Consider the following 24,218-nt stretch of genomic DNA (forward strand, 5'->3'; position numbering starts at 1 on the left):
AGGTTTATATCCCTTGTTTTATTACCCTCTCACTCACCCCGTCCCATTCATAAACTACACTCTTCTTATCCGTTACCTTCATAATATTGTTACCATCCTTATCCATATCATCCGTCGCCTCTTCTGTAACCGTATTCCAGATAATTTTATCAGCCTGGCCATTCTTCTCATTAGGAAAGGTCAATGTCTCCGCCTGGTAAAAGGCCCCTGCATCGCTGACGCTTACTTTCCCGGGCAAAGGTACCAGGTGACCGGTATGGGTCCACGCATAATAATAGTCATAGGTAGGAATGGCACAAGCCTCCCCACTGAAGGTAATCACAACGATCTGCTGCACATTGCTCAATCCCATACCACTCATTACCCTGCCACCACTAAAGTTCGCAGTTTCATCATCAGGGGTGATGATCGATGTTTTCCCTATAACAGCCCCTTTCTGAACCACTTTGAGAACCACAAGAAATCTCCGTATAGTATCCCTGTTTGTTCCGGATATAGCAATACTATCTGCCCGCCGTTCTATCCCATACACAAATTTCGTTTCACCCCGGCGAAGCGGTGCACAGCCGATAAGTCCCTGCCAGATATACCCACTTTTCTGTTCTCCGTTCTTCGCATAGTTTATTTTTAACCACGGTCCTTTGAGCCCGCGAATAGTAAGGCTTTTGGGGATGATCTCCGTTACGGTAATATTATCTCCGGCAAACAAAGTATCTGCAGGCGCCTCTTTCGTGCCCGGAGAAATACGTATAAAAGCAGTATCAGCAAAAACGTAACGCTCAGTAGTATCGCCAGGATACATCACCCAGCTGCGCATATCTGGGTAATCGGGTGTGTCTTGCGCATGGAGGGAATGAACGATCAGGATAAACAGGAACGGTAATAGCTTTTTCATGATGTGCAAAATTAAGCTAATTTGTCACTTTGTTCCCCCGATATACGCACTTGCCTATGCCCAGGCCTGGCGGCTGTCCGAAAGCGGACATAATAATGCCGAAAGCGGACATCTTCATTGATTGGTTGTATTGTAAATGACTGAAAATGAGCTGTTACCATTTTTGTATTGTTTTTGTGACACGCACTTGCGATAATACCCCTCCTGTATGCTTAAGAACTATCTTAAAACGGCTTTCCGAAGCTTGTGGCGCAACAAGCGCTATGCATTTCTCAACATCATCGGCCTTACCCTCGGCATCGCCGTTTGCCTGGTGATCTATGTGATCATTCAACACGAGGAAAGCTTTGACATGTTCCATACGAAGAAAGACCGTATCTACAGGGTCCTCACGGTAATGCCCCAGGAAAATGGCGACACCAACTACACACAGGCAGTTCCCTTTCCTGTGCCAACTGCCCTGCCAAACGATTTTCCTGAATTCGAGCAGGTAGCCGGTATTATACAAATGGGTAAAGCACTGGTAACACTGGAAGACAGGCAAGGCAATATTCAAAAGAAATTTAAACCACTGGTATATTACCTGACACCTTCATTCTTTAATATATTCGATTACAAGTGGCTTGCAGGCAATAAAGCCACCGCATTGAACGACCCTAATTCCACCGTGTTGTCACGTTCCACTGCAGAGAAATATTTTGGCGACTGGCACAAGGCCCTGGGGCAGGTCATCAGGCTCGATCAGCACTTCAACCTGACAGTAACAGGTATACTGGATGATCCGCCTAAGAATACAGAGTTCCAGTTTGATATGGTGGCAACTTATGCCCTGCTTAAAATAAATGAGATAAAGGATTGGGTAACGATAGACGACGTGCATAATTGCTATGTGCTGCTGCGCCCGGGGCGCGACGTAGCGAAGATTAACGAGCGGCTGATCGCTTTTTCGAAAAAATACAAAGATCCGAAGAACAAGGCCACACATATGCTGCAGCCCCTGGCTGGCGTGCATTCGGATAAACGCACCGGCAACTTTATTGGCCGGGTGGTATCACCTGAACGGATAAGGATGCTGTGGATGATCGCCGTGTTTATTTTGCTCATTGCCTGCGTCAACTTCATCAACCTCGCCACCGCACAGGCGGTGAACCGCGCCCGTGAGATCGGCGTGCGCAAGGTGCTGGGCAGTAACCGCTGGCAGCTGAAAATACAGTTCCTGTCTGAAACTGCCATGCTGGTGTTTACGGCACTCCTGCTGGCCGTGATATTGGCATTATGTGCGCTTCCGTTCATCAGCAGGGTGATGGCGCTGCCATTGGAACCGGCTATGCTGGCTGCCAGCAGCGTGTACATATTACTGTTCGCCATCTTCCTGGCCGTCACCTTACTCGCGGGCTTCTATCCTTCCATGGTCGTGTCAGCTTTTAATCCGGTCAACGCTTTGAAGAGCAAAATAGCCGCCAGCAAAAGGAGCGGCGGCGTATCCCTTCGCCGTAGCCTCGTGGTTTTCCAGTTCATTATTGCACAGGCACTGATCATTGGTACACTGATCATCCTACAGCAGATGAATTATTTTCACAATCAATCCATGGGTTTTACCCGGGATGCCATCGTGAATGTACCTTTCCAGAACGACAGCGCAGGCAATGCAAAGATCGCTTATCTCCGCGATCAGCTGCGGCAGATCAAAGGCGTCCGGGAGCTGAGCTTTTCCAATTCCGCCCCTTCCAGTAATGGTAACTGGTGGACTGGCTTTAAATTCGATCACCGCGCAGAAGAAACCAAATTTCCATCCATCACGCGCTGGGTGGATCACAACTTTCTCACCACCTACGATATCAGGCTCGTAGCAGGCCGCAACCTCACCAGCACAGATTCCGTACGCGAGTTCCTGGTGAACGAAACCCTGGTTAAAAAATTAGGCTTGCAACCAGCAGATGTGCTCAATAAAGAGATAGATGTATGGAACGGGCAGATCAAAGGACCAATTGTAGGCGTGGTGGGAGATTTTGCTGCCGGTACCTTGAAAGAAGCGGTGGCGCCCGTATTTATCAGCAACATTAAACGGCGTTTCAACAGTGTGGGCGTAAGACTGGCCGCCGGTGCAGATGTACAGGCTTCACTAAAAGCGATTGAAAAACTTTGGAACGCAAACTTCCCGGAACAGATCTTCGAATACCAGTTCCTGGACCAGCAGATAGCGGACTATTACAAGGAAGAACGCCAGCTGGCGCATTTGTACGAGATATTTGCAGGCATCGCCATATTCCTCAGCTGCCTGGGTCTATACGGTCTGGCATCGTTCATGGCGGTGCAGCGTGTAAAGGAAGTAGGGGTGCGCAAAGTACTGGGCGCAACGCCGGCTCATATTGTGTACCTTTTTTCGAGGGAGTTTATCCTGCTCATAGGCATCGCCTTTGTAATAGCAACGCCCCTGGTATGGTATTTTATGCATAACTGGCTCAATAACTTCGTGAACCGGGTGGATATCAACTGGGGAGTGTTTGTAACCGGCGGTATGGCGGCACTGGCGATAGCGCTGATAACCGTCAGCTCACAAGCCATCAGGGCAGCCATGATGAATCCCGTAAATAGTTTGAAAGCAGATTGATAAAATTCAGCAGATGCGCTGATAGCAAAGGCTTCCAGGAAACGTTTTGCCTTCCGCAACCGGACCTCCATTAACACGGAAAGGGCTATCTTCTCCACCAACAATCAAGGGTCTTCCTCGCCGTCATTGCGAGGCGCCGCAGGGCCTCCAGCGCGGCGCGACGAAGCAATCTCCCAAACGGCAAACAGGTCTCCCTTCTCCGGCAACAACCACGGGTCATTGCGGGAATCCGACAGCCCCGCGTAGAACCGGCCTGAAGCAATTTCCTCAGGATCTTCAACCTCCGCCTTTCCTTCCCCGAGCGCCAGCTCTCCAACCCTCATATCCCTACTTCCCCCAATCACCCATTTTTATATAAAAAAATCCTCCATTCACGCCAGATCCCTTCAAACACTCCAACTTTTAACCCCTCAAACCCTCAAATCCCCTCCTAACCACCTCCCAAACCCCTCCGCATCAACCCCAGCTGAACTCCCGATCAAGTCCACCTCAGGTCCAATTACCCTTGTGTTCTACTATACGCCTACTATACCTTTACTATACGCCTACCTAAGGGTTTAGCTTAGTCCATGCTTAGACCCTTCTTAGTTATTGCCTGGTAAGTGCCTGGTAAGTACTTACTAAGCACTTCATCCCTTTCTCCCTTATTTTTCATACCTTCACCACATTCTTTATACCTATGTACGAATCCCAACGTTTCTACAACGAAAAGCTACCTACCCGCGCTGAGTCCCTTTTCACGATATTGTTTATAGTGATGTTTATTTTCCTTGCAGCAATACTTGCACCTTACTTAAAGCCCCGCAGATATTCAACGGCAGGTATTAACTGGATATTTGCATCAGCCCTATCTGTCATATTCATATTGATTGCTCTTTTCGAGAAGATCTTCGTCAGTATCCATTTTGACTATGAAAACAAACGGGTCAACATAACATCGAAAACAATATTAGAGAGCGATAAAATACATGAAATTCCCTTCGCCGAATTAAAATACTGGGAAGGGAAATTAGGCTCCATGAGAGTGAAGCCAACCAAAGTAATAGAGTTATTCAATGGAAAACACCGGGTCATCAAACTGGAAGCAAAGAACATCGGCGAATATACTTTTGACGAGATATCCAAAGCACTAAGCATCCTCGATACCCTCGATACCTAAATCCCCGCTATCCGCTCCCTAATCCCCTGCCTCTCCGTCTCCGTCTTCGCCATCGCATACGCCTTCTCAAAATTCACCTTCGCCTGCTGCTTATCTATATGACTATACAATTCGCCCAGCAGCATATAATAAAAATGATTATTCTCCAATTTCAATTTCTCCGCCTCCACCAACGCCACTTCCGGGCCATCCGCCTTATACAGCGCAAAGGTCCTGTTCAAAGCAACACTCGGAGAATAATTGATCGTCAGCAGCTGGTTATATAACTGCAAAATATTTTCCCACTTCTCCTGCGTATCTTCTTTGATACAATGCCAGTAAGCGATCCTCGCCTCTAAATGATAAGACGTGATTTCATTGCCTTCTGCCGACTGCAGCAAAAAATGCACGCCCTGGTTAATCAGCGCCGTATCCCACAGCTCCTCATCCTGCTGCTCATACAATACAACCTCATCGCCGTTTGCCTGCCTCGCATTAAACCGCGAAGCATGAAAACACATCAATGCCATCAACGCATTCGTCTTTGGTAAATTAGTCCTTTCATATTCGATCAGCATCATCCCCAAACGCAAGGCTTCAAAGCACAACTCCTTCCGCAGTATCTGGTTCTGTGTTTTAGAATAATACCCCTCGCTGAACAGCAAATAAATAATATGCAGCACATTATCCAGCCTGCTGCTGATCTCAGCCTCCGGCGGCAGCTCCATCTTAACATCCTCTGTGCGCAGCTTTTCCTTTGCCCTGAACAATCTTTTATTGATCGTTTCCTTATTCGATAAGAACGCCTCTGCAATTTCATCTATACCAAAGCCGCAGAGGATCCGCAATGCCAGGCCTATCTGCGCTTCACTGGCAATAGCTGGGTTACAGACTGCAAAGATCATCTGCAGCTGGCTGTCTTTTATATTTTGTTGTGAGAAGTTCAATTCAGGTTCATATTCTTTTTCCTGTCCGGAAGCTATTGCAGGCAGCACTTTTTTCTCATAGATCTTATTCCTCCGGAAATGATACAATGTTTTCTGCTTGGCCACTGCATACAGCCATGCGGTAGGGTTAGGCGGTATGCCTTTGATCCCCCAGGTCTCAGCAGCCAGCAGGAATGTTTCACTCACGATGTCTTCCGCTATCTCGATATGCTGTAAGCCGAAGAGCTTACTGATAACGGCCACCATTTTGGAAAATTCCTGCTGGAAGAGTTGCTTCAATGATTCAATGGTCGTGCTCATTTATTTCTTTTCCGGTGTCGGATAAGCCATAACAGGCCGGATCTCTACGCTGCCGTCTGCATCCAGTGCCGGGCAACCATGCGCCAGTGTAACCGCATCTTCCAGGCTCTCCGCCTTCACAATAGCGAAGCTGCCCAGGCGCTCCCGGATCTCTACAAAGGGTCCGTCTGTTACAACGCCGCCTGCTTTCAATACTTTACCCTCAAAGGAAAGGCGTATGCCATTGCTGACAAATTTTCCCTGCGCCGCGATACCGCCTACCCAATCCTGCCACTTCTTGGCAAGGGCCTGCATTTCACCGGGTGATGCATTGCTGTAATCATAACTGGGCTGGCGGAAAATTAACATGAAGTCTTGCATTGTGTCTGATGTTAAATAGTGATTGAATGTATGAATTTCATTTAAATAATGACCGGCTTTCTGAAAACTGGACAGCCCGGTCAATATTTTTTTTATTTTCTTTTGCTGATGTCGCACAGCATATCAGAGTGGATGTTCAGCCCTATATTGGTGAGGTTGTAAAGGTGCTCGCTGGCTACGATATACACAATCTCGCAGATCTCCCTCTCAGAATAATACTTCGCCATGCGGGCAAAAGTATCAGGATCCACCTGCTTGTTTTTGGTAAGATCAGTCACATAATCCAGCAGGGCCCGTTCCCCGGCACTGAAGATGGGGTCGGTAGCATAATTATCCAGTGCTTCGAATTTGGCCGTGTTCATGGATTTTTGGATAGCATCCCAGCGGCTGGCGTCGATACAGAACAGGCAGATGTTAAGGCGCGCCACCTGCTGGCGGATCAGCGCAGCGGTTTCCTGTGGCAGCTGTAATTTCTTATCCAGCTGGCTCACCTTGCCATAGAACATGCCAAAGGCAGCAGGCAGGCGGGCTGAATGTACTTTCAGCGGCATTAGCACTTTCCCGAACTGCTTACGGGTAAAGTAATAGGCCAGTTTCATAATCAGCCCCCGCGGCTTCTCTATTGGTGCAAGTAAAGTGTCCATAGTGTCTGTTTTCCTATATAAGGATCGACATTTTCAAAATTGGACACTCCGGCAGAAATTTTTTACAGTCGACAGTCGTCAGTCGACAGTCGTCAGTTGACGGTCGTCAGTTGTCAGTGATTAGAGCTGAGATGATAAGTTCTTCAATCACTGACAGCTGACAACTGTCAACTAATTCGCTTCCCGAGATGTACCCATCAGTTACCGCCCCGGCAGCAAAAGGCTTTCCGGTTAAGCAGGGAAGAAGGCCTGCATCACGAGGCCATGTTTTAGATGGAAATGCAAAAAAAACTTCACTTTTTGACAGTATGAAACCCTGGGCACATCCGTATTATATTATTGCGTTTCTAAAATATCCGTTAATATTTTAATTCATTTAATGTGTTTGGAGACGTCGTCATACACCAACATAAATTATGGCAATGGTTTCAGCAGAAGAGCCTATTGATTTATTTATATGTAGTGATGAAGAATGCGAAAAGCATACTCGGGGAATTGGTTTTGAACAAATAATCCGCCTGCTCGGCATTTATGGTATAGAGCCGGGATTTGATTTTCATACAAGTGCGTTAAACAAGAAGTTGTCCGTTTTATATTACAGGAATGGAGATATAATAAGGATCAAGTTAAAAAACAAAATATTTATCAAAGTTTGAAGTTCAAATACGTATATCGGGTAAACGAATGCACAATTTGTAATATAGAAAAAAAGCCGGAGGCCGGTAGTTGTATTGCACTAAAATTGCTGGTGGAAATGCTTAATACTGCTGCCAAGCTAGACTTTGAGGGTATCGATTTATGGGCATTGGGGGGAAAGCACTATGATGGCGTTGTTGTATGGGGGTTGTTGGGATTTACACCTATTGATTATAAGATCCTGGATATTTTGAATGATCTAAAAAAGAAAACCGGTGCCGCTAGCCTCTATGACTTGCTCATTACAGACGAAGGACGAAACCTATGGGTTACCCATGTTACAGATTGGGATGGTGAATTTCTACTTAATGATCCCTTAAACGTAGAAAGCCTTAAAAAAGCTATTACAAGAAAAGGCTTAGATGGGGAGGGAGTAAAACTCTTTCTTTAATGACTCAACATACTTTTCCCTCTCTTCATTAGTTGCAAAATCATGATATATAGCAAGGAGTTCCTTCTCATCATCTGTACATACATTAGCAGCGGTCTCCTTATACTTATATATTAACCGGTTAAAGAAATGTATTTTTGAATACAACTCAGACTTCCTTCTTGCAATATTTTCCTCCTCTCTGATTTGCGTTCTTGCTCCCTGCATTTCATAATTCTTTCCCTTACTATTTTTTTTATTTGTAAATAAGGAAAGTAGAAACTTAATTGATCGGAATAGATAGTTTGGTTCTCCTCTTTGACGTTGATGATGAAGGCTACCTTCTATTTTTTCCCGTAAAAGATCTAACTCGGCTCCCTTAACTGCAGCCCAGGCTTTCTTAATTTCTTCATCACGGCTCAAAATATTGTTGAAATATGCGAGATAATCATTCTTAGATATCTTCACGATATTCGGATCGCGATCTATGATTAGATCTGCAAGATGTTCTATTGATGAGTTTATATCACAATGTCCTGAATGATCCCTTCTCATATAATTGAATTTTTCTGTATCGGAAAAGGATAAAATTTAATAGGACAGGTGTCGCAGTTCATATTGGGATACACGATAACGTTCTGATACTAACTAAAAAAATATGATACAATCCGTATTATCGACTTTAATACAATGGGTTTGTTTTAACGCAAAACCCTATCATAACAAATGTAGTAAAAAAGTTTACTTATTGATTTAAAATTAAGAGTAAATTAAAAAATCATAATTGATTATCTGTTATTATTATTTAACAGAAAATATTAATGTATCTGCCAAGACATTTAGTTTATTTCGCCCCCCGCCCCCGGCTATTCATACGTTCGGAGTATATAAGCAGCAGCTGCCGCAATAACAATATTTTTTATTGCTCCTCCATCCGGCTCATGCCAGGCTCCATCACCGCGCCCGATTTCAATGTCTGGTACACCACGCAATACCGCTCCGTTAGTTTCAACAGGCTGTCCAGTTGTTCTGAAGACGCCGGACTGTCAACAATGAACTGTAATCGTATGGCACTGAACCCGACCGGTACTTCTTTTGAAACACCCAATGTTCCCCTGAAGTCCAGGTCCCCTTCCGCCAGTACAATCGCATCATTGATTTCTACACCAATAGCCGTGGCCACGGCCTTTAAGGTAACTCCTGCACAGGCCACCAATGCTTCCAGCAGTAAGTCGCCCGAGCAGGCCAGCAACCCGGTTCCCCCGGTGGCAGGATGCAGCCCTGCTTCTACCAGCTTACGTCCGGTGTCTACTTTGCAGGAGATCTGCTCTCCTGTTTTCCCTGCTGCTTTCAATGTAATAACGGCGGCGGATGGATCATTCCTGTACTGTTCTTTCAGCGGCGCCTGTAACGCTTTTAATGCTTCAGCATCCATAATGGGGTAGTTTATATAATAAAGGTAAATACTTTCCCGCTTTTCATTTTCCCTTCATCTTCCGGTCCTAGCTTTGTTTCATCATAAAAATTTTTAACCATAAAGCTTGATTATGAAAACAAAAGGATTAATGATCGCCGCCTTGTTCATTTCTGGCGCAGCATTTGCTCAGACAGCCACTGTAAAACAGGACCAGCAGGTAAAAGTGAGCAGCAATGCCCAGCAAAGCCCTGCTGAGGATAAGCAACCGGCCAATGTACAGGCCAATGCCACTGCACAACAGCAGAGCGCTGTAACAGTAGATCCTTCCGCAGCAACCGCCGCTAAAGGCGCCGTAAAAAGTAATGCGGAAAGCAGTGTGAAAGCGGTGAAAACAACAGGGGATCACCTGCAGGATCAAACCGCACAGACCAGCAAAATGGCTGTACAACAGGTGAACAATGTAACGGCAACGGCAGCCCGCAGCACCCTGCATGCGAACAGCGCAGTCAGTAACTCGCTGAAAATAAAAGCTGCCCCGGTGAAAGTGAATGCACTAAGCTCCGGAGCACTTGGGCTCAAAAGCCTTTAATTTATAGAATACGGGTTTTTGTCGGAACGGACAGCGGCAAAAACCTGTATTTTTATCTCAATGAAGCAATTTCTTACATACCAGCTAATAATCATCATGATACTGGCAATCGCTAAGCCGCTTGCAGGTTTTACGCGTGGTGTGCCTCCGTCAACAGATACCATACCCGCCCAGGCAAAACCAGGCGAAGTACGGGAGGAGGTAAAAGCGCCGGATCTTATTAAAGAAGTGCCAAAATCACGCAGACAAATAAAACCTGTTCCCGTGCCTGTGCCGATACCGGTTAAACCTATCAGGGTCATCAAACCTAAAGTGATCCGGCCTAAAGTGGGTTTAACCCTTTAGTAAAGAAATAAAATATGGGCAAATACATTGTAACGCTTCTTATGGCATGGCTATGCAGCCGGCCGGCGTTTTCACAAACCGATACTACAACTGAGGACACTAAAAAAGTTACACTGACAGCCGGGGCCACCTACGCCAACGATGTCAGCTACTACGGCCAGAAAGCAGAAGAAAGCATGCCTTACATCGCGGCCAGCGCTTCGCTTCGCCTTCCCTTCGGACTTTATTTCACCGGTACCGGGTACCGGCTGTTGAACGACTCCGGTAGAGTGGTCTCCGCCACCGCCGCCGGTATTGGTTTCGCATTCAACCTCAGTAAAAAGCTTACAGCAGATCTTAGCTACAGCCATACTTTCTTTCCAAAGTATTCTCCTTTTCTGCAGGCAGCCAACCCGGATAACGCCAGCGCATCCCTTAAGTACGAATACTGGATGAGCACCGGCGTGAACGTGGATTACCACTTCGGCAAACAGCAGGACGTATTTGTTACACTGAGCACAGAAAAGCAGATCAACCTGGGAAGTATTTTTAAAGGAAAAGACCTGGTCACGCTTACGCCTTCGGTTGAAGTCATCGGTGGGACGCAGCGCTTTTACCAGACCTACATCAAAGAAAAGTTGCTGCGCGACAGCCTGCTGGGCATAATACCACTCCCAGGCGTCGGCGGCATTGGGGGAGACAGAACGGAAAGCCAAACTACTACTACCAGTACCACGCAGTTTAACCTGCTGTCCTATAACCTGAAACTGCCCCTGGCGTATAACCGTTCGCATTACATGCTGGAAGTAGCTTACCAGGCCTCTTTATTGAGTTCAAAAGCGGAAACAGGCGCAGGAAAGCTGAACTCGTTTTTAAATTGTAGTTTTTATTACCAGTTCTGATGACAGAAACCGGGCATGATATATGAAAGTCCTGATCGTAGAAGATGAAAGAGCAATGGCTGCCGAAATGGAGGCCTTCCTGGAAAAGGCATTTTATTTATGCGACCTCGCTTACACCGCCAAACAGGGATTGGAGATGCTGGAAGACAACCAGTATAATTTCATCCTGCTGGACCTCGGCCTGCCGGATAAAGATGGGCTCCTGCTGCTGCAGGAGGCCAGGAAGCACTGCCCGGATGCTTCCTGTATCATCCTCTCAGCCCGCGGACAACTGGAAGACAGGATCAAAGGGCTCGATCTCGGGGCGGATGATTACCTGCCTAAACCCTTCTCCCTGCTGGAGCTGCAATCAAGAATGCAGGCAGTGGCCCGGCGTAAATTCGGCCTGCAGGATGCCGCTATCCCTATTGGCGATTTCAGGGTAGATCTGAACAAAAGACTGGTCATATATAACAGCGATACGGAAATTGAGCTGTCCAGGAAAGAGTTCGACCTGTTGAGCTATCTCCTGCTGCACAAGAACAGGCCTATTACCAGGATGCAGCTGAGCGAGCATATCTGGGGCAGCTATGCAGATGATGATTATGACTCTAATTACATCGATGTGCATATCAAGAACATCCGGAAAAAACTATCCGCCTGGTCTTCGGTAGAATGGCTCCAGACGGTACGCAGCATAGGTTATAAAGTAAAGATCTGAAGGTGAAGCTTTTTACCAAACTCACACTGTTTATTACGCTTTCCAAGCTGGCTATCGTCATACTCTTCGTATGGCTGCTGCCATTCCTGGTAAACAGGATCGCTTACCAGTACAACGACTATTACCTGAAACAGCAAAAACGGAAGGTGCTCAACGTGATCGGCAAAAGCGGGATAGACGCTTACCTGCAGGGAGAGCCGAGCTACGGCAGCTACACCATGCTGAAAGAGGAGTATATCTCTCTCGAGCCCGCCGGTAAAACTGTTCCACGCGATACCATCGCTACCCTGCAAAGGGTAGTGGAAGGTGATACGCTCACCTACCGGGTGTTGAGCCATACTTTTAATTATAGTCACCGGAACTATATCCTTGAAGTAGGTAAAACAACCGCCACCATCGGCCAGTACAATCAGCCCTTGCAGCGTATGGCCCTGTACGTGCTCATCGCCCTCATCGTAAGCTCCATTGTAATAGACCTCATCTATACCCGCCTGCTGCTACGCCCTTTGTCCGTCATCATAAAGAACCGGTTGCTGAAAGCGCGTTTTCCCTTCCGGGACATCCCCCCGGCTGTTCACACATCTACCTCAGATTTCAAATACCTGGATAGTTCCCTCACAGCCTTAATGGGCCAGGTAAGAGAAGCGTTTGAAAAGGAACGGGAATTTACTTCCAATGCTTCGCATGAGCTGATGACCCCCATCAGCATCCTGCAGAGCAAACTGGAAAACATGATGGTAGACGATGAGCTGCCGGAGGAACAGTATCGCAAGATCATGGACCTGATGAAGACACTGAACCGCCTTAAAAAGATCGTTCATTCACTGCTGCTGATCTCCCGTATAGAGAACGACCAGTTCCCCAAAGCCGGTAGCGCTCCCGTTCGGGCCCTGTTACAGGAAGTGATGGACGAACTGGATCATCGCCTGCAGGAACGTGGACTGTCCTGCAGCCTGCGGGTTTCTGGCGATGTCGTATTGCAGGGCATCAACCACGACCTGATCTTTCAGCTGATCTATAACCTGCTCAATAACGCCATCCGTTATAACAAACCAGCCGGCAGCATTACCATCTGTGATCACCTTATTCCCGGGAAAAATTATCAGCTCTCAGTTATTGATACAGGTATCGGCATCCCCGAAGGGGCAATGGGCGCCATATTCGACCGCTTTAAGAAAGTAGAGAAGAAAGAGAATGAAGGATATGGCCTGGGCCTTTCCATCGTACGTACCATTGCGCAGTATCACGGTATTAAGATGGAAGTCTCCTCCGGCGTGGACGCAGGAACCGAATTTACCCTGGTCTTCCCCCTGGGAATGATCACAACAGCAGGGGAACAAGCCGCTATTTATTAAGTTAGTATTCGCTTTGTTGGTCACATCCGGAAACCATCTTACATTTAGATAACAAACACATCAATCTATGTCTAAGTACTCCATCCAGGTAAATGGCAAAACACATGAAGTGGATGTCATGGATGACATGCCGCTGCTATGGGTTTTAAGAGATGTACTGGGAATGAAAGGTACTAAATTCGGCTGCGGTAAAGCCTTATGCGGCGCCTGCACAGTGCATCTGGACGATGTAGCAGTGCGTTCCTGCAGCGTCCCTGTATCCGCTGTCGGTAAAGGTAAGGTTACTACCATCGAAGGCCTCTCAGAAAATGGCGACCATCCCTTACAGCAGGCATGGGAAAAGCACATCGTACCACAATGCGGCTATTGCCAGGTGGGCCAGATCATGAATGCCGCTGCCCTGTTGAAAAGCCATCCCAAACCCACCGAAGAGCAGATAGAGCAGGCCATGCAGGGAAACCTCTGCCGCTGCGGTACCTATAACCGTATCAAACAGGCTATTATTACTGCAGCCGGAGGCAGTAATGTCATCTTAAATAAAGGCAACCAATGAAAATATCATCACCTTTTCATAAGAAGATAGCAAAACAGGAAGATGTGAGCTCCGAGCTGTTTAAAGCTTCCCGGAGAGACTTCCTGAAAATAGGCGGCGTGCTGGCCGGTGGACTGGTACTGGGCGTCAGCTTCTTTAGCTGCAATGAGAAAGGAAAGAAGGTAGCCACCCTCGCTCCCAACGTGTACCTCACCATCAACGCAGACGGCGAGGTGATCATCGTAGCGCACCGCTCTGAAATGGGTACCGGTATCCGTACCGGCCTTCCCCTGATAGTAGCCGATGAGCTGGGGGCCGACTGGAGCAAGGTACGCATCGTACAGGCAGAAGGCGACGAAAAGAAATACGGCGATCAGAACACGGATGGTTCCTTCTCCGTTCGCATGTTCTACATGCCCATGCGCGAAGCAGGCGCCGCTGCCCGCTACATGCTTATACAGGCCGCTGCCAAACAATGGAAAGTATCCGCCGACGAATGCGATACAGAAAACGGCCAGGTTGTGCATAAAGCCTCCAATAAGAGTGTTCCCTTTGGCGAGCTGGTAGAAGCTGCCAGTGCACTGGAAGTGCCCAAACCCGGGCAGCTCAGGCTGAAAGACCGCAGCCAGTTTAAAATGATCGGTCATGATACGCCCATCTACGACCTGCACGACATCGTAACCGGTAAAGCAGTTTTCGGTATCGACGCGCATGTGGAGAACACCAAAGTAGCCGTGATCAAACACTGCCCCGTAGTAGGCGGGAAAATAAAATCCTTTAACGATGCCAAAGCGAAAGCCATCCCCGGTGTCCTGAAAGTGATTGCCATTAAAGGGGGCGATACCCCGCCTACCATCAACAAGCCTCTGAGCGGGGTGGCGGTGATCGCAGAAAATACCTGGGCCGCCTGGAAAGGCCGCGATGCCCTGGAAGTGGAATGGGACCTCGGCCCCAACGCCACCTACGATTCCGCTAAAGAGCTGGAAGAGCTGGCAGAAAAAATAAAGCACGACGGTACCGTAAAAAGGAAACGGGGTGATTTTGGCAAGGCCCGTTCCGGCGCTAAGAAAGTGATAGAGCATACCTACCTGGCGCCTCACCTGGCGCATGCTACCATAGAACCACCCAGTGCGCTGGCCGTTGTAAAGGATGGCAGCTGCGAAGTATGGGCCTGTACCCAGAACCCGCAGGGCGCCCGCGATGCCATCGCCGAAATACTCGGTATGGACGCCGCCAAGGTAAGAGTGAACGTTACCCTCTTAGGCGGTGGCTTTGGCCGTAAATCAAAACCTGACTTTATCGTAGAAGCAGCCCTGCTGGCGAAAGAGTCCGGCCTCCCTGTAAGGGTACAATGGACCAGGGAAGACGATCTTCATCATGATTTCCACCATTCGCTCAGCGCACAACGCATCGTTGCCACCATCGACGCTAACAATAAGCTGAGCGGCTGGAACCATCATATCGCCTATCCATCTATCGGTTCCACCTTTGATGCCAAAGTGATCCAGCCTTCGGACGGCGAGCTGGGACAGGGCGCTACAGACTTTCCCTACGATGTACCCAACATCCAGGTAGAAGCGCACGATTGTGAATCACACATGCGCATCGGCTGGCTGCGTTCCGTGCGTAACATCCCTCAGGCCTTTGCCATACAGACCATGCTGGATGAAGTGGCAGAAGCGCGCGGTATGGATGCCATCGCCAATGCGCTCGACTTATTAGGCGCTGACAGGAACATCACTTTTAACGAAGAGCTTATAAACGGTAAGTATTCCAATTATGGCGAAGATATCGCTGCATATCCCTGGAATACCGGCCGCATGAAGCGTGTAATAGAACGGGTAGCCAAAGAAGCAGGCTGGGGTAAAAGAATGCCTGCTGGTTCAGGGCTTGGCTTTGCCGCGCACCGCAGCTTCTTAACATATGTAGCCTGCATCGTGGAGGTAAATGTAGACAGCAACAACCGGATCACCATCCCCAATGTGCACTACGCCATAGATTGCGGTACAGCGGTCAATACCGATCGTATCCGGTCCCAGTTTGAAGGCGGTGCACAGTTCTCCACCAGCATTGCACTGAAGAGTGCTATCACGGTAAAGAATGGCGCCGTAGAGCAGAACAATTTCGACTCTTACCAGATCATCCGCATGCCGGAGTCACCCAAACAGATCCATGTACATATCATGGAGAGTGAGGAGAAGCCCACCGGAGTGGGCGAACCGCCGGTGCCGCCTTATACGCCGGCCCTGTGTAACGCGATCTATGCCGCCACTGGTAAAAGGATCTATAAATTGCCGGTGGATCTCACCACGGCTTAATGATAATTGCTTTCCATTAGCGGAAGGCCCGCTAATGGAAAGCTGATAATTTATAAAAGGTGTTGCTTCAGTAAAGCAATACCTTTTTTTATTTCTTCTCTTCCGCTGGACTCTATACCATACCAGCCTTTATACCCGCCTTGCTTACTCATACCGATCATCTTAATGGTCAGCGCATCCTCGGGCTGGTTACGGTAAGACATGCCCTTTGCATAGGGCAGTGTTTTCTGCAGGTAAGTGAAATTGTCGAAATCCGGGGCAGGCTTTCTCCAATCAGGATAAGTGCCGAAGGCCGGGTTATTCACGGATTTCATCAGCGATACCATCCAGTCCGGGTCATTCGACACACCGCCGTGATTCTCTATGACAACACTGATATTAGCCGGCTTCGCATATTCCAGCAGCATGTTGTATGATTCCGTTGCCCATTTTAATGCCTCCTGTTTATCCACTCCCTGTGGTCCGCGGCAATTGGTACGGATGGCATGACAGCCCAGGTAATGGGCAATATCGATCCATTTGCGGTGGTTGATGTCAAACTGTTTGCGCGCTGCTTGGGTGGCCCCGCAGCCATCGCCTTCGTCATCCACCATGATCAGCACCATGGTCACGCCCTGGTTGGCTGCGTTCTGCTTCAGCTGTTTAAGATAGCCTTCTGTAGGCACCTCAAACAAGGTGTTAACGAATTCGATCCCGTTCAGCCCGAAATCTTCGCGGGCAATGCGTGGAAAGTCCAGGTTCTTCCATTTGCCTGCACGGATCTCTTCTACCAGCGCCCACTGCGCCAGCGAGATATCATCCTTTACAGCTGCTGTGCTGCCCGCAGGCTGTGCTCCAGGTATATTCATCATAGCGGGTGTGATTAAGGTGGCGACGCCCAGCGTCATTGATTTTTCGAGGAAATTACGTCTGTCCATTGGGGTAGTTTTAGCGCTTATAATTCCCAGCCGGGGCGGTATTCACGATGGAAATATTTATTCGCCTGCTCGTCGTTGGTGATCTTCATGTTACGGGAATCATATTCCAGCCGCTTTTTGGATCGCAGCGCCACGCCCCCCAGCAGGATGGTTTCGGTTACCGGGCCTGCTAACAGGAAGCTGCCTGGTGATTGTGTCTTATTTTTGAAAGCGTCTATCCAGTACTGATCATTACGGTCTGCATCTCCTCTTTTGGGCGCCTGTGCAGCTTCCGTTTTGGTATCGCCCAGCAGCCTGGGATTATCACAGCGGAAGTCCGCAATGATCTTTCCTTTATCGCCCACAAACATCATCCCTTCGCGTGCCAGCGCGCCATTGCCCAGTTCATCTGGTGTGTTGGGGCGCATACCGCCATCATACCAGAACAGTTCAAAAGGAGGAAGCGTAGCTTGCTGCGGGAATTTAAAACGCACCATACAGGAGTAGGGGAAGGCCACATCATTCTGTACGCCATGGCTCACATGATTATCTATCGCGCTGGTGGTAGTACCGCAGGCCTCTGCAAAATAAGGCGCGGTATTGATGCCGAGCGTTAAGAACAGCGGCCATAAACTATAATGCCCCATATCTGCAATGCTGCCTGCGCCAAAGTCATACCATCCCCTGAAAACATTGTGTGTATAATTGGGATGATAAGGTCTGTCGGGCACAGGGCCCAGCCACAGCTGCCAGTCAAATCCTTCAGGAACAGGCGGTGTATCGGTAGGGTTGGAGGTCCACTGCGGCCATACGGGGCGGTTAGACCAGTTATGGATCTCGCGCAGTTTACCGATACGCCCTTCGGCGATCCATTGCTTCACCTGTTCTGCTCCCGGTCGTTTGCTCCAGGCCAGCAGGTGGGTGCTGACACCTGTCTTACGCGCTGTCTCTATCACCTGGCGGGCCTCATACATGCGGTTGGCCAGCGGTTTATGGATCACTACATGCTTACCTTTCTTCATGGCCGCAATAGAAATATAGCCGTGCAGGTGATCCGGCGTCATGATCTTCACGGCGTCGATATCCTTTTCTTTTTCCAGCAGCTCACGGAAATCAGCATAGGAGGTGCAGCCTTTGTAACCTGCGCTGCGTTGCTTGCTGTAATACTTTTCCACCAGCTCTTTCCCGATATCGCGGCCGCCGGGAATACCCTGGTAAGCTGCGCCCCAGTTAGGCTCGTTTAAAGTTTTACGGATGTCGTCCCGGATCCCGTTAGGCGACCAGTCCACATAATTGGTGCTCATTTTATTCGGATCGCATACAGAAACGATCTGCAGTTCAGGCTGGGTGATCAGCTCGCACATTTCACGTAATCCCTGGGTGCCGCAGCCGATATACGCGATGTTGAGCTTATCGCTGGGAGCAATGTAACCGGGACCGCCCAGTACATGACGGGGCACAATCGTAAATGCAAGAGAGGCTTTGGCAGCAGAATCAATAAATTGACGACGGGTGATGCTGTTCTTGGGTTTCATTTCGTGGAATTGTTTTTGTGGGTTCAAATATTGACAGAAGATACAAAAAAACAGGATACTTTTGCTACCGCACATCAAGCTTTGCCGATGCTGACCATAAGCGAATTAAATATTTATCCAATCAAATCTCTGGGCGGCATATCGCTTAACTCCGCCGTAGTAACTGACCGTGGTCTCAAATACGACCGCCGCTGGATGCTGGTGGATGAACATAATCGTTTCATCACCCAGCGCGAATTCCCGCAGCTGGCTTTACTAAAGGTGCAATTGGAAGAGAATGGCTTGCGGGTCACGCATCCCGACAAAGGCGCTGTACACGTCCCTTTTGAACAGCCTGGCCTGTCCGCACAGGAAGTGGTGATCTGGGACGATACCTGTACAGGCGTATTCGTCAGCAAAGAACTGGACCAATGGTTCAGTGACGCCAGTGGCCTCAAATGCAGGTTAGTGCACATGCCCGAAAGCACCCGCCGCCAGGTAGATCTAACCTATGCGCCCGAAGGCTTCATTACTTCTTTTGCAGATGCCTATCCTTTCCTGCTCATTGGCCAGGCCTCATTGGATGATCTCAATAGCCGCATGGCCGAGCCCTTGCCCATGAACAGGTTCAGGCCGAATATTGTTTTTACCGGTGGTACATCCTTCCAGGAAGATCTACTCAAACAGATCCAGGTAGCAGGCATTAACTTCTATGGCGTTAAGCTTTGTGCCCGTTGTGTGCTCACTACAGTAAATCAGCAAACCGGCAAAAAAGGTAAAGAACCTTTGAAAACCCTCGCTACCTATCGTTCAAAGAATAATAAAATATTGTTCGGGCAGAACCTGATCCACGAAGGCACAGGCGTACTTACAGTAGGAGATCCCATCTCTGTTTTAGCCACGCACCAGGAAGACCGCTTCATCGTCAGCTGATCAAAAAATAAATTATACAGATACAGAATTCCCCTGCAGCGCGAAAGCAGTTGAACATTGTAATATCGCGCATACCAAAATCTGTAATCCCTTTTATCCATAGATAAAAAGCAGCTTAGCGAAAACCTTATTGAGAGCACGAACAATTTTCCTATGGCCCTAATGAAGCGCCACTTACCATTCTTTCACCCTAAATTAAACGCACATGAAAAAGAGCACAGTTTTTCCTTTGGTAGCCCTGTTGATCATCCTTTTTACAGCGTGTAGCAAAACAACCGATGCGCCTGCCGATCCTGCCACTAACACCCCGCAGGACAATGCAGCCAGAGTTTTAGCTTACATCAAAGACCTGGGTTTCCCCGCCGGCAGTATTGTTGAAAAACCTACAGAATTTATTGTAGAGGAAGACATCAGCTTCCCCAAGAACATGCAGGTGCCCGAAGGCAAGCCTAAAACTGAACAGTTTTATACCGGTAGCCTGGTATCTGCAACCAATGTGACGAACATCCGCCTTTTCGTGGATCCGTCTATGACTTCCATGCTGTCAGAGATCAACTCTGCTATCAGCCAGTGGAATAACATTTCCGGCTGTACTATTCACTGGACAGTGGCCACGTCCTCACCCTATGACGTCCGGATCGTTGACGCTAATTTAGGTACCGGCGTTTGTGGCGCAGGCACCTTTCCCTCAGGCGGCCTGGCCGGCAGCCTGATCCGGATCAATAAGGCCTATATCGCTGGTAACAGCTTTGCGCAACGCGCCCGTACCATCTGCCATGAAATGGGACATAACGTTTCCTTCAGGCATACCAACTGGCAGGCCATCGGCGAGTCTGCTGCCACACCAGTACCCGGTGTAGGCGGCACAGATGCTAATTCCCTGATGAACGGTGGACAATGCGGTAGCGGAGCCACGGTTTTATCTACCAAGGATAAACAGGCAGCCGCCGCTTTATATTGATCGCAGATCAGCAAAAAGAGGCCGTCTCCAAAGATTTTTTGAGGCGGCCTCTTTCTTTTATTAATTTGTTATCAATCACTTAGTGATGGATATAACTTATATATCTGCATATCGGGAATTACCGATATATTTGCGGGGTGAATACTATTGAGGTTTTTAAGGCGCTGGCCAATCCAACCCGTCTCCAGATATTAGCATGGCTCAAAACCCCGGAAGCTTTCTTCCCGGAGCAACAAGAACCATTGAGCACCGGCGTGTGTGTAGGGCAGATACAAAAGATAAGCGGCCTCACGCAATCCACCATTTCGGAGAGCTTGTCGCTCATGCAGCGTGCGGGACTTCTAACGTCCACGCGTAAAGGTCAGTGGATCTATTATAAAAGGAACGAGGACGCGATCAGGCAGCTGAGCGCCTACATAGCTTCTGAAATTTAAACTGAGCAAATCATGGAAGTAGCAGCATTATCTCCCGTAGAGAAAGTTCTTTGTCTTTGGAACAATGTTTGGAGTCATCCCTATAACCTGGACCTGATCGATGAGCTGATGGTAGAGGATTTTATCATCACCAATGCAGGCAAGGAGATCCGGGGGCGTGACAATTTTAAGCAGTGGGTGGTATCCTTTCTTGGGGTACTTAACAACTGCCATTTAGAGAATATAGATATCTTTGAAAGCAAGGATGGGTCAAAAGTAGTGTCCCGGTGGAAACTGACTGGTTTTAATAACGGGCTGATGGGACTTGAGCCCAGGCAGCAGCCCATCTCCATGACAGGAACAGCTGTCTGGGAGATCCGGGATAACAAACTGGCCCATAACTGGGTGGAAAGGAGCGCCTGGGAATTATACCAGCAGCTGACACAGTAAGCAACGTATTGTTACATAAAATTCCTCCAATGAGATCTGTAGCCATCACCTGTTTCATGTGCTTATTTACTGTCTTATATTGCAGCGCACAGTCCGCAGCCGGGATCCCATATCCGCAGCCATTGCCTGATTCTGCCGCGCTTCGCTTTTTACCAGGCATCGTTTCATCAGACTCGATGGAGTTTAATGCCTGTTTTTCCCCGGATGGTCAATCCTATTACTTTAGCAGGTTAATAAATAAGCAGACTAAAATTTATGTCACACATCATGACGGTGCTAATTGGTCAGCGCCCATGATCGTGCCATTCCTGGATAGTAAATACTCAGAAGCAGATCCTGCTTTTTCTCCTGATGGCAAGCTGTATTTTATTTCAGACAGGCCGCTGACGGCATCAGATACCCTGAACGATTTTAACATCTGGTTTGTGAAACCCTTGCCAGGTGGCAGCTGGTCCGCCCCGGAGGATCTGAAGATCATCAATACTGACAGCAGCGAATATTATATTTCCTTTTCTAAGAATGGCAATCTCTATTTTGCCTCTTCCAGAAAAGGTGGATTTGGTGAAGAAGATATTTATGTAAGTAAACTGGTAAATGAAAAGTATACAGAACCTGTCAATCTTGGTGCCACAGTGAATACTTCAAAATCTGAATTTGATCCCGGTATTTCCCCCGATGAGGACATGATCATTTTTGCATCTTCCAACCGGGAGGATGGTTTTGGCGGTGCAGATCTTTATTACTCCAGAAAAGAAGGAGAGAAGAACTGGCTGAAAGCAGCTCACCTGGGAAGTAAATTAAATACCAGGGCGAGAGATTTCTGTCCGTACTTTTCTCCGGATGGAAAATATTTCTTTTTTAGTAGCGAGCGTGATGTGAAATGGATGGGGATGGAGTGGCTGAAGAAGGAGATAGGCCGTTAAAGACTTACTTCCCACTCCCAATCACCGTCCAATCCTCATTCCCGTGTCCACGTGCAATCCACTTATCCATCTCCGCAGCAATAGCCGGGACCACCGCTAACGTACTACCTCCTGCTGCCGCAGCATCCATAAACAGCTGTGTATCCTTCCTGGCCATCGCCAACTCCCAGGACGGCTGATCATAATTCCCGCTGGTCATCCGCTGTAACCTGGCTTGTATCGCTGCGCCGGGGTTCCAGGAACCAAAAAGCGTCGCCAGATCATCGGCCGGGATATTCAACGCCTTCGCTAAAGAAAGCGCATCTGCAAGGCCTGCCGTCATGCCCACGAGGAAGAGATTCCCGATCAGCTTCATTCCTGCAGCCTTTCCCGTTTCATCGCCGAAGTTGATCACCTTCCCCGTCATCGCCGCCAGTTCAGGTTCCAGTTGGCTGATAACAGCCTGATCTCCGGATACCAGCATAAAGCCGGTGCTTTCCAATGCATTCTGCGGTCCCATAAAAACAGGCGCATGCTGATAAGTGAACCCGCGTTCCTTCCATTCCTGCGTTCTTTTTACAGCCCCTGCCGCAGAAGTAGTAGTATGATCAATAATAATAGCACCGGGTTTAAAACCATCCGCCGCCATCGCCAGCACTTCATCTACGGTATGATCGTCTTTTAATGTAAGATGGATGGTATCCGCATTTCGTACAGCCTCCGCAGGGCTGGAAAAAGCTTTTGCCCCCACCGCTTCCAGGGCACTGGCCTTTGCAGCGGTCCGGTTCCATACCTGTACCTGATTACCTTTTTGGATCATTGCTTTTACAAAGTTCGAGCCCAAGAGCCCCATACCCAGGAATGCTTTCATACATTATGCTTTTTGAATGGAAACTGTATTACAGCTATAAAAATACATCCTGCGGATGACATTTTAAACAAAGTAACAATGACACGCTAAACAAAGCCGCCCATCCACCCACTTCCTAATTTTGTTCCATCAAAACGATTGTAAAAATGAAACAGAACAACTACCAGGGTGCACTGCAAAAACCAATACCTTCAGGATTCAATGCAAGGTCATCCGCCAGTGATGTTATAAAAGGAATCGATCTCTCCGGTAAAACAGCCATTATTACAGGCGGTTATGCGGGCATCGGACTGGAAACCACCAAAGCCTTCACCGCCGCCGGTGCTACGGTGATCATTCCTGCCCGGGATCCGGAAAAGGCAAAGAAGAATCTAACAGGGCTCGCTAACGTAGCGCTATATACGATGGACCTGATGGACCCTGCCTCCATCGATGCCTTCGCAGAAAAATTCCTGGCTTCCAACAGACCGCTTCATTTACTGATCAACAACGCCGGTATCATGTGGGTACCCTTACGCCGCGACCAGCGCGGTTATGAATCACAACTGGCCACTAACCACCTCGGACATTTCCAGCTCACCGCCAGGTTATGGCCTGCCCTTAAAAAAGTAAACGGCGCAAGAGTAGTAAATGTGTCTTCCTTTGGCCATCAAATGGCGCCCTTCAATTTCGATGATCCCAATTTTGAGCACCGCGACTATGAAACACTGCAGGGTTATGGCCAGTCCAAAACAGCGAATAATTTATTTGCCCTTGAGCTGGACAGCCGTGGCAGGGCTTCCAATATCCGCGCTTACGCGGTGCATCCCGGCGCTGTTAACGGTACCGATCTTGGAAGAGAAGCTCCAATAGCACTTTTTAAACAGATGGGCACATTTGATGCTGATGGTAAGCTTCGCCCGGAAGTAGCGGAGAAACTGAAAACCATACCCCAGGGCGCCGCTACCACCGTTTGGTGCGCCACCAGTCCTCAGCTGAATGACATAGGCGGCGTATATTGCGAAGATGCCGACATTGCAGAACTGGACCAGGGAAACATTGAGCACAGGTATGAAGACCCTTCCACCTTGCGCGGCGTGCTGCCCTATTCATTAGACGAGACCAGTGCAAAACGCCTCTGGCGCTTAAGCGAGCAAATGACCGGCATCGAATTCAACGCTGATTAATGAATGATTTATCT

Annotated in this window: 26 protein-coding genes; 17 read left to right on the forward strand and 9 right to left on the reverse strand. The window is 48.4% G+C overall.

Annotated elements, in window-relative coordinates:
• Positions 1-4: 4 nt before the first annotated feature.
• The gene (locus ACR9Y8_RS21640; RefSeq protein ID WP_481215341.1) at positions 5-895 is read right to left on the reverse strand and encodes a hypothetical protein; all 891 of its coding nucleotides are present in this window, start codon (positions 893-895) and stop codon (positions 5-7) included.
• A 208-nt stretch (positions 896-1,103) separates the two neighbouring features.
• On the opposite strand from ACR9Y8_RS21640, the gene ACR9Y8_RS21645 reads away from it, so the two are divergent.
• Both ACR9Y8_RS21645 and ACR9Y8_RS21650 read left to right on the forward strand, forming a co-directional pair.
• The gene (locus ACR9Y8_RS21645; protein WP_481215342.1) at positions 1,104-3,506 is read left to right on the forward strand and encodes an ABC transporter permease; all 2,403 of its coding nucleotides are present in this window, start codon (positions 1,104-1,106) and stop codon (positions 3,504-3,506) included.
• Between the two features lie 679 nt (positions 3,507-4,185).
• Positions 4,186-4,665, forward strand: coding sequence for a hypothetical protein (locus ACR9Y8_RS21650; RefSeq protein ID WP_481215343.1), 480 nt, complete (start codon positions 4,186-4,188; stop codon positions 4,663-4,665).
• Here ACR9Y8_RS21650 and ACR9Y8_RS21655 read toward each other — a convergent pair.
• The 3 genes from ACR9Y8_RS21655 to ACR9Y8_RS21665 form a co-directional block, all read right to left on the reverse strand.
• Positions 4,662-5,891 carry an RNA polymerase sigma factor gene (locus tag ACR9Y8_RS21655; protein WP_481215344.1) on the reverse strand — a complete coding sequence of 410 codons (1,230 nt, stop codon included), beginning with the start codon at positions 5,889-5,891 and terminating at the stop codon, positions 4,662-4,664. The two genes, ACR9Y8_RS21650 and ACR9Y8_RS21655, sit on opposite strands and share 4 nt — an antisense overlap.
• Positions 5,892-6,251: a YciI family protein gene (locus tag ACR9Y8_RS21660; RefSeq protein WP_481215345.1), complete on the reverse strand. Its 360-nt coding sequence runs from the start codon at positions 6,249-6,251 to the stop codon at positions 5,892-5,894.
• Between the two features lie 92 nt (positions 6,252-6,343).
• Positions 6,344-6,895 carry a carboxymuconolactone decarboxylase family protein gene (locus ACR9Y8_RS21665; RefSeq protein WP_481215346.1) on the reverse strand — a complete coding sequence of 184 codons (552 nt, stop codon included), beginning with the start codon at positions 6,893-6,895 and terminating at the stop codon, positions 6,344-6,346.
• Between the two features lie 416 nt (positions 6,896-7,311).
• Here ACR9Y8_RS21665 and ACR9Y8_RS21670 point away from each other — a divergent pair, with 416 nt between their 5' ends.
• The gene (locus tag ACR9Y8_RS21670; RefSeq protein ID WP_481215347.1) at positions 7,312-7,551 is read left to right on the forward strand and encodes a hypothetical protein; all 240 of its coding nucleotides are present in this window, start codon (positions 7,312-7,314) and stop codon (positions 7,549-7,551) included.
• Complete coding sequence (locus ACR9Y8_RS21675) at positions 7,548-7,982, forward strand: hypothetical protein (RefSeq protein ID WP_481215348.1); 435 nt, start codon at positions 7,548-7,550, stop codon at positions 7,980-7,982. The genes ACR9Y8_RS21670 and ACR9Y8_RS21675 overlap by 4 nt, the downstream gene beginning before the upstream one ends.
• Here the strand turns inward: ACR9Y8_RS21675 and ACR9Y8_RS21680 are convergent.
• Positions 7,950-8,516, reverse strand: coding sequence for a hypothetical protein (locus ACR9Y8_RS21680; protein WP_481215349.1), 567 nt, complete (start codon positions 8,514-8,516; stop codon positions 7,950-7,952). The genes ACR9Y8_RS21675 and ACR9Y8_RS21680 overlap by 33 nt on opposite strands.
• A 364-nt stretch (positions 8,517-8,880) precedes the next feature.
• Positions 8,881-9,396, reverse strand: coding sequence for an OsmC family protein (locus ACR9Y8_RS21685; RefSeq protein ID WP_481215350.1), 516 nt, complete (start codon positions 9,394-9,396; stop codon positions 8,881-8,883).
• A gap of 112 nt (positions 9,397-9,508) precedes the next feature.
• Here ACR9Y8_RS21685 and ACR9Y8_RS21690 point away from each other — a divergent pair, with 112 nt between their 5' ends.
• The 7 genes from ACR9Y8_RS21690 (at position 9,509) to ACR9Y8_RS21720 (ending at position 16,098) form a co-directional block, all read left to right on the forward strand.
• Positions 9,509-9,967 carry a hypothetical protein gene (locus tag ACR9Y8_RS21690; protein ID WP_481215351.1) on the forward strand — a complete coding sequence of 153 codons (459 nt, stop codon included), beginning with the start codon at positions 9,509-9,511 and terminating at the stop codon, positions 9,965-9,967.
• A gap of 96 nt (positions 9,968-10,063) precedes the next feature.
• Entirely contained in the window at positions 10,064-10,312 is a 249-nt protein-coding gene (locus tag ACR9Y8_RS21695; RefSeq protein WP_481215352.1) for a hypothetical protein, read from the forward strand.
• A gap of 14 nt (positions 10,313-10,326) precedes the next feature.
• Complete coding sequence (locus tag ACR9Y8_RS21700; RefSeq protein ID WP_481215353.1) at positions 10,327-11,193, forward strand: hypothetical protein; 867 nt, start codon at positions 10,327-10,329, stop codon at positions 11,191-11,193.
• A gap of 22 nt (positions 11,194-11,215) precedes the next feature.
• Positions 11,216-11,893 carry a response regulator transcription factor gene (locus ACR9Y8_RS21705; RefSeq protein ID WP_481215354.1) on the forward strand — a complete coding sequence of 226 codons (678 nt, stop codon included), beginning with the start codon at positions 11,216-11,218 and terminating at the stop codon, positions 11,891-11,893.
• 2 nt (positions 11,894-11,895) lie between these two features.
• The gene (locus ACR9Y8_RS21710; RefSeq protein ID WP_481215355.1) at positions 11,896-13,248 is read left to right on the forward strand and encodes a sensor histidine kinase; all 1,353 of its coding nucleotides are present in this window, start codon (positions 11,896-11,898) and stop codon (positions 13,246-13,248) included.
• 67 nt (positions 13,249-13,315) lie between these two features.
• Positions 13,316-13,801 (forward strand): (2Fe-2S)-binding protein, encoded by a 486-nt coding sequence (locus ACR9Y8_RS21715; protein WP_481215356.1) that lies wholly within the window; start codon positions 13,316-13,318, stop codon positions 13,799-13,801.
• Positions 13,798-16,098, forward strand: a complete 2,301-nt coding sequence (locus tag ACR9Y8_RS21720) for a xanthine dehydrogenase family protein molybdopterin-binding subunit (protein WP_481215357.1) — start codon at positions 13,798-13,800, stop codon at positions 16,096-16,098. Before ACR9Y8_RS21715 ends, ACR9Y8_RS21720 begins: the two co-directional genes overlap by 4 nt.
• Positions 16,099-16,148: 50 nt before the next feature.
• On the opposite strand, the gene ACR9Y8_RS21725 is transcribed toward ACR9Y8_RS21720, so the two are convergent.
• Both ACR9Y8_RS21725 and ACR9Y8_RS21730 read right to left on the reverse strand, forming a co-directional pair.
• Positions 16,149-17,015: a sugar phosphate isomerase/epimerase family protein gene (locus tag ACR9Y8_RS21725; protein ID WP_481215358.1), complete on the reverse strand. Its 867-nt coding sequence runs from the start codon at positions 17,013-17,015 to the stop codon at positions 16,149-16,151.
• A 17-nt stretch (positions 17,016-17,032) separates the two neighbouring features.
• Positions 17,033-18,529, reverse strand: a complete 1,497-nt coding sequence (locus ACR9Y8_RS21730) for a Gfo/Idh/MocA family oxidoreductase (protein WP_481215359.1) — start codon at positions 18,527-18,529, stop codon at positions 17,033-17,035.
• 87 nt (positions 18,530-18,616) lie between these two features.
• Here ACR9Y8_RS21730 and ACR9Y8_RS21735 point away from each other — a divergent pair, with 87 nt between their 5' ends.
• From ACR9Y8_RS21735 to ACR9Y8_RS21755, 5 genes are all read left to right on the forward strand, one after another.
• Positions 18,617-19,441 carry an MOSC domain-containing protein gene (locus tag ACR9Y8_RS21735; RefSeq protein ID WP_481215360.1) on the forward strand — a complete coding sequence of 275 codons (825 nt, stop codon included), beginning with the start codon at positions 18,617-18,619 and terminating at the stop codon, positions 19,439-19,441.
• Between the two features lie 205 nt (positions 19,442-19,646).
• The gene (locus tag ACR9Y8_RS21740; RefSeq protein WP_481215361.1) at positions 19,647-20,402 is read left to right on the forward strand and encodes a M57 family metalloprotease; all 756 of its coding nucleotides are present in this window, start codon (positions 19,647-19,649) and stop codon (positions 20,400-20,402) included.
• Between the two features lie 137 nt (positions 20,403-20,539).
• Entirely contained in the window at positions 20,540-20,836 is a 297-nt protein-coding gene (locus ACR9Y8_RS21745; RefSeq protein WP_481215362.1) for an ArsR/SmtB family transcription factor, read from the forward strand.
• Positions 20,837-20,848: 12 nt separating this feature from the next.
• A complete protein-coding gene (locus ACR9Y8_RS21750) occupies positions 20,849-21,265 on the forward strand; it encodes an ester cyclase (RefSeq protein WP_481215363.1) in 417 nt (138 codons plus the stop codon).
• Between the two features lie 293 nt (positions 21,266-21,558).
• A complete protein-coding gene (locus ACR9Y8_RS21755; RefSeq protein WP_481215364.1) occupies positions 21,559-22,188 on the forward strand; it encodes a hypothetical protein in 630 nt (209 codons plus the stop codon).
• A 4-nt stretch (positions 22,189-22,192) separates the two neighbouring features.
• On the opposite strand, the gene ACR9Y8_RS21760 is transcribed toward ACR9Y8_RS21755, so the two are convergent.
• Positions 22,193-23,038, reverse strand: a complete 846-nt coding sequence (locus tag ACR9Y8_RS21760; RefSeq protein ID WP_481215365.1) for an NAD(P)-dependent oxidoreductase — start codon at positions 23,036-23,038, stop codon at positions 22,193-22,195.
• A gap of 146 nt (positions 23,039-23,184) precedes the next feature.
• Between ACR9Y8_RS21760 and ACR9Y8_RS21765 the strand changes: the two genes are divergently transcribed.
• The gene (locus ACR9Y8_RS21765; protein ID WP_481215366.1) at positions 23,185-24,204 is read left to right on the forward strand and encodes an SDR family NAD(P)-dependent oxidoreductase; all 1,020 of its coding nucleotides are present in this window, start codon (positions 23,185-23,187) and stop codon (positions 24,202-24,204) included.
• Positions 24,205-24,218: the final 14 nt, after the last annotated feature.

This window comes from Chitinophaga sp. SVR4-12A (genome assembly GCF_056754765.1).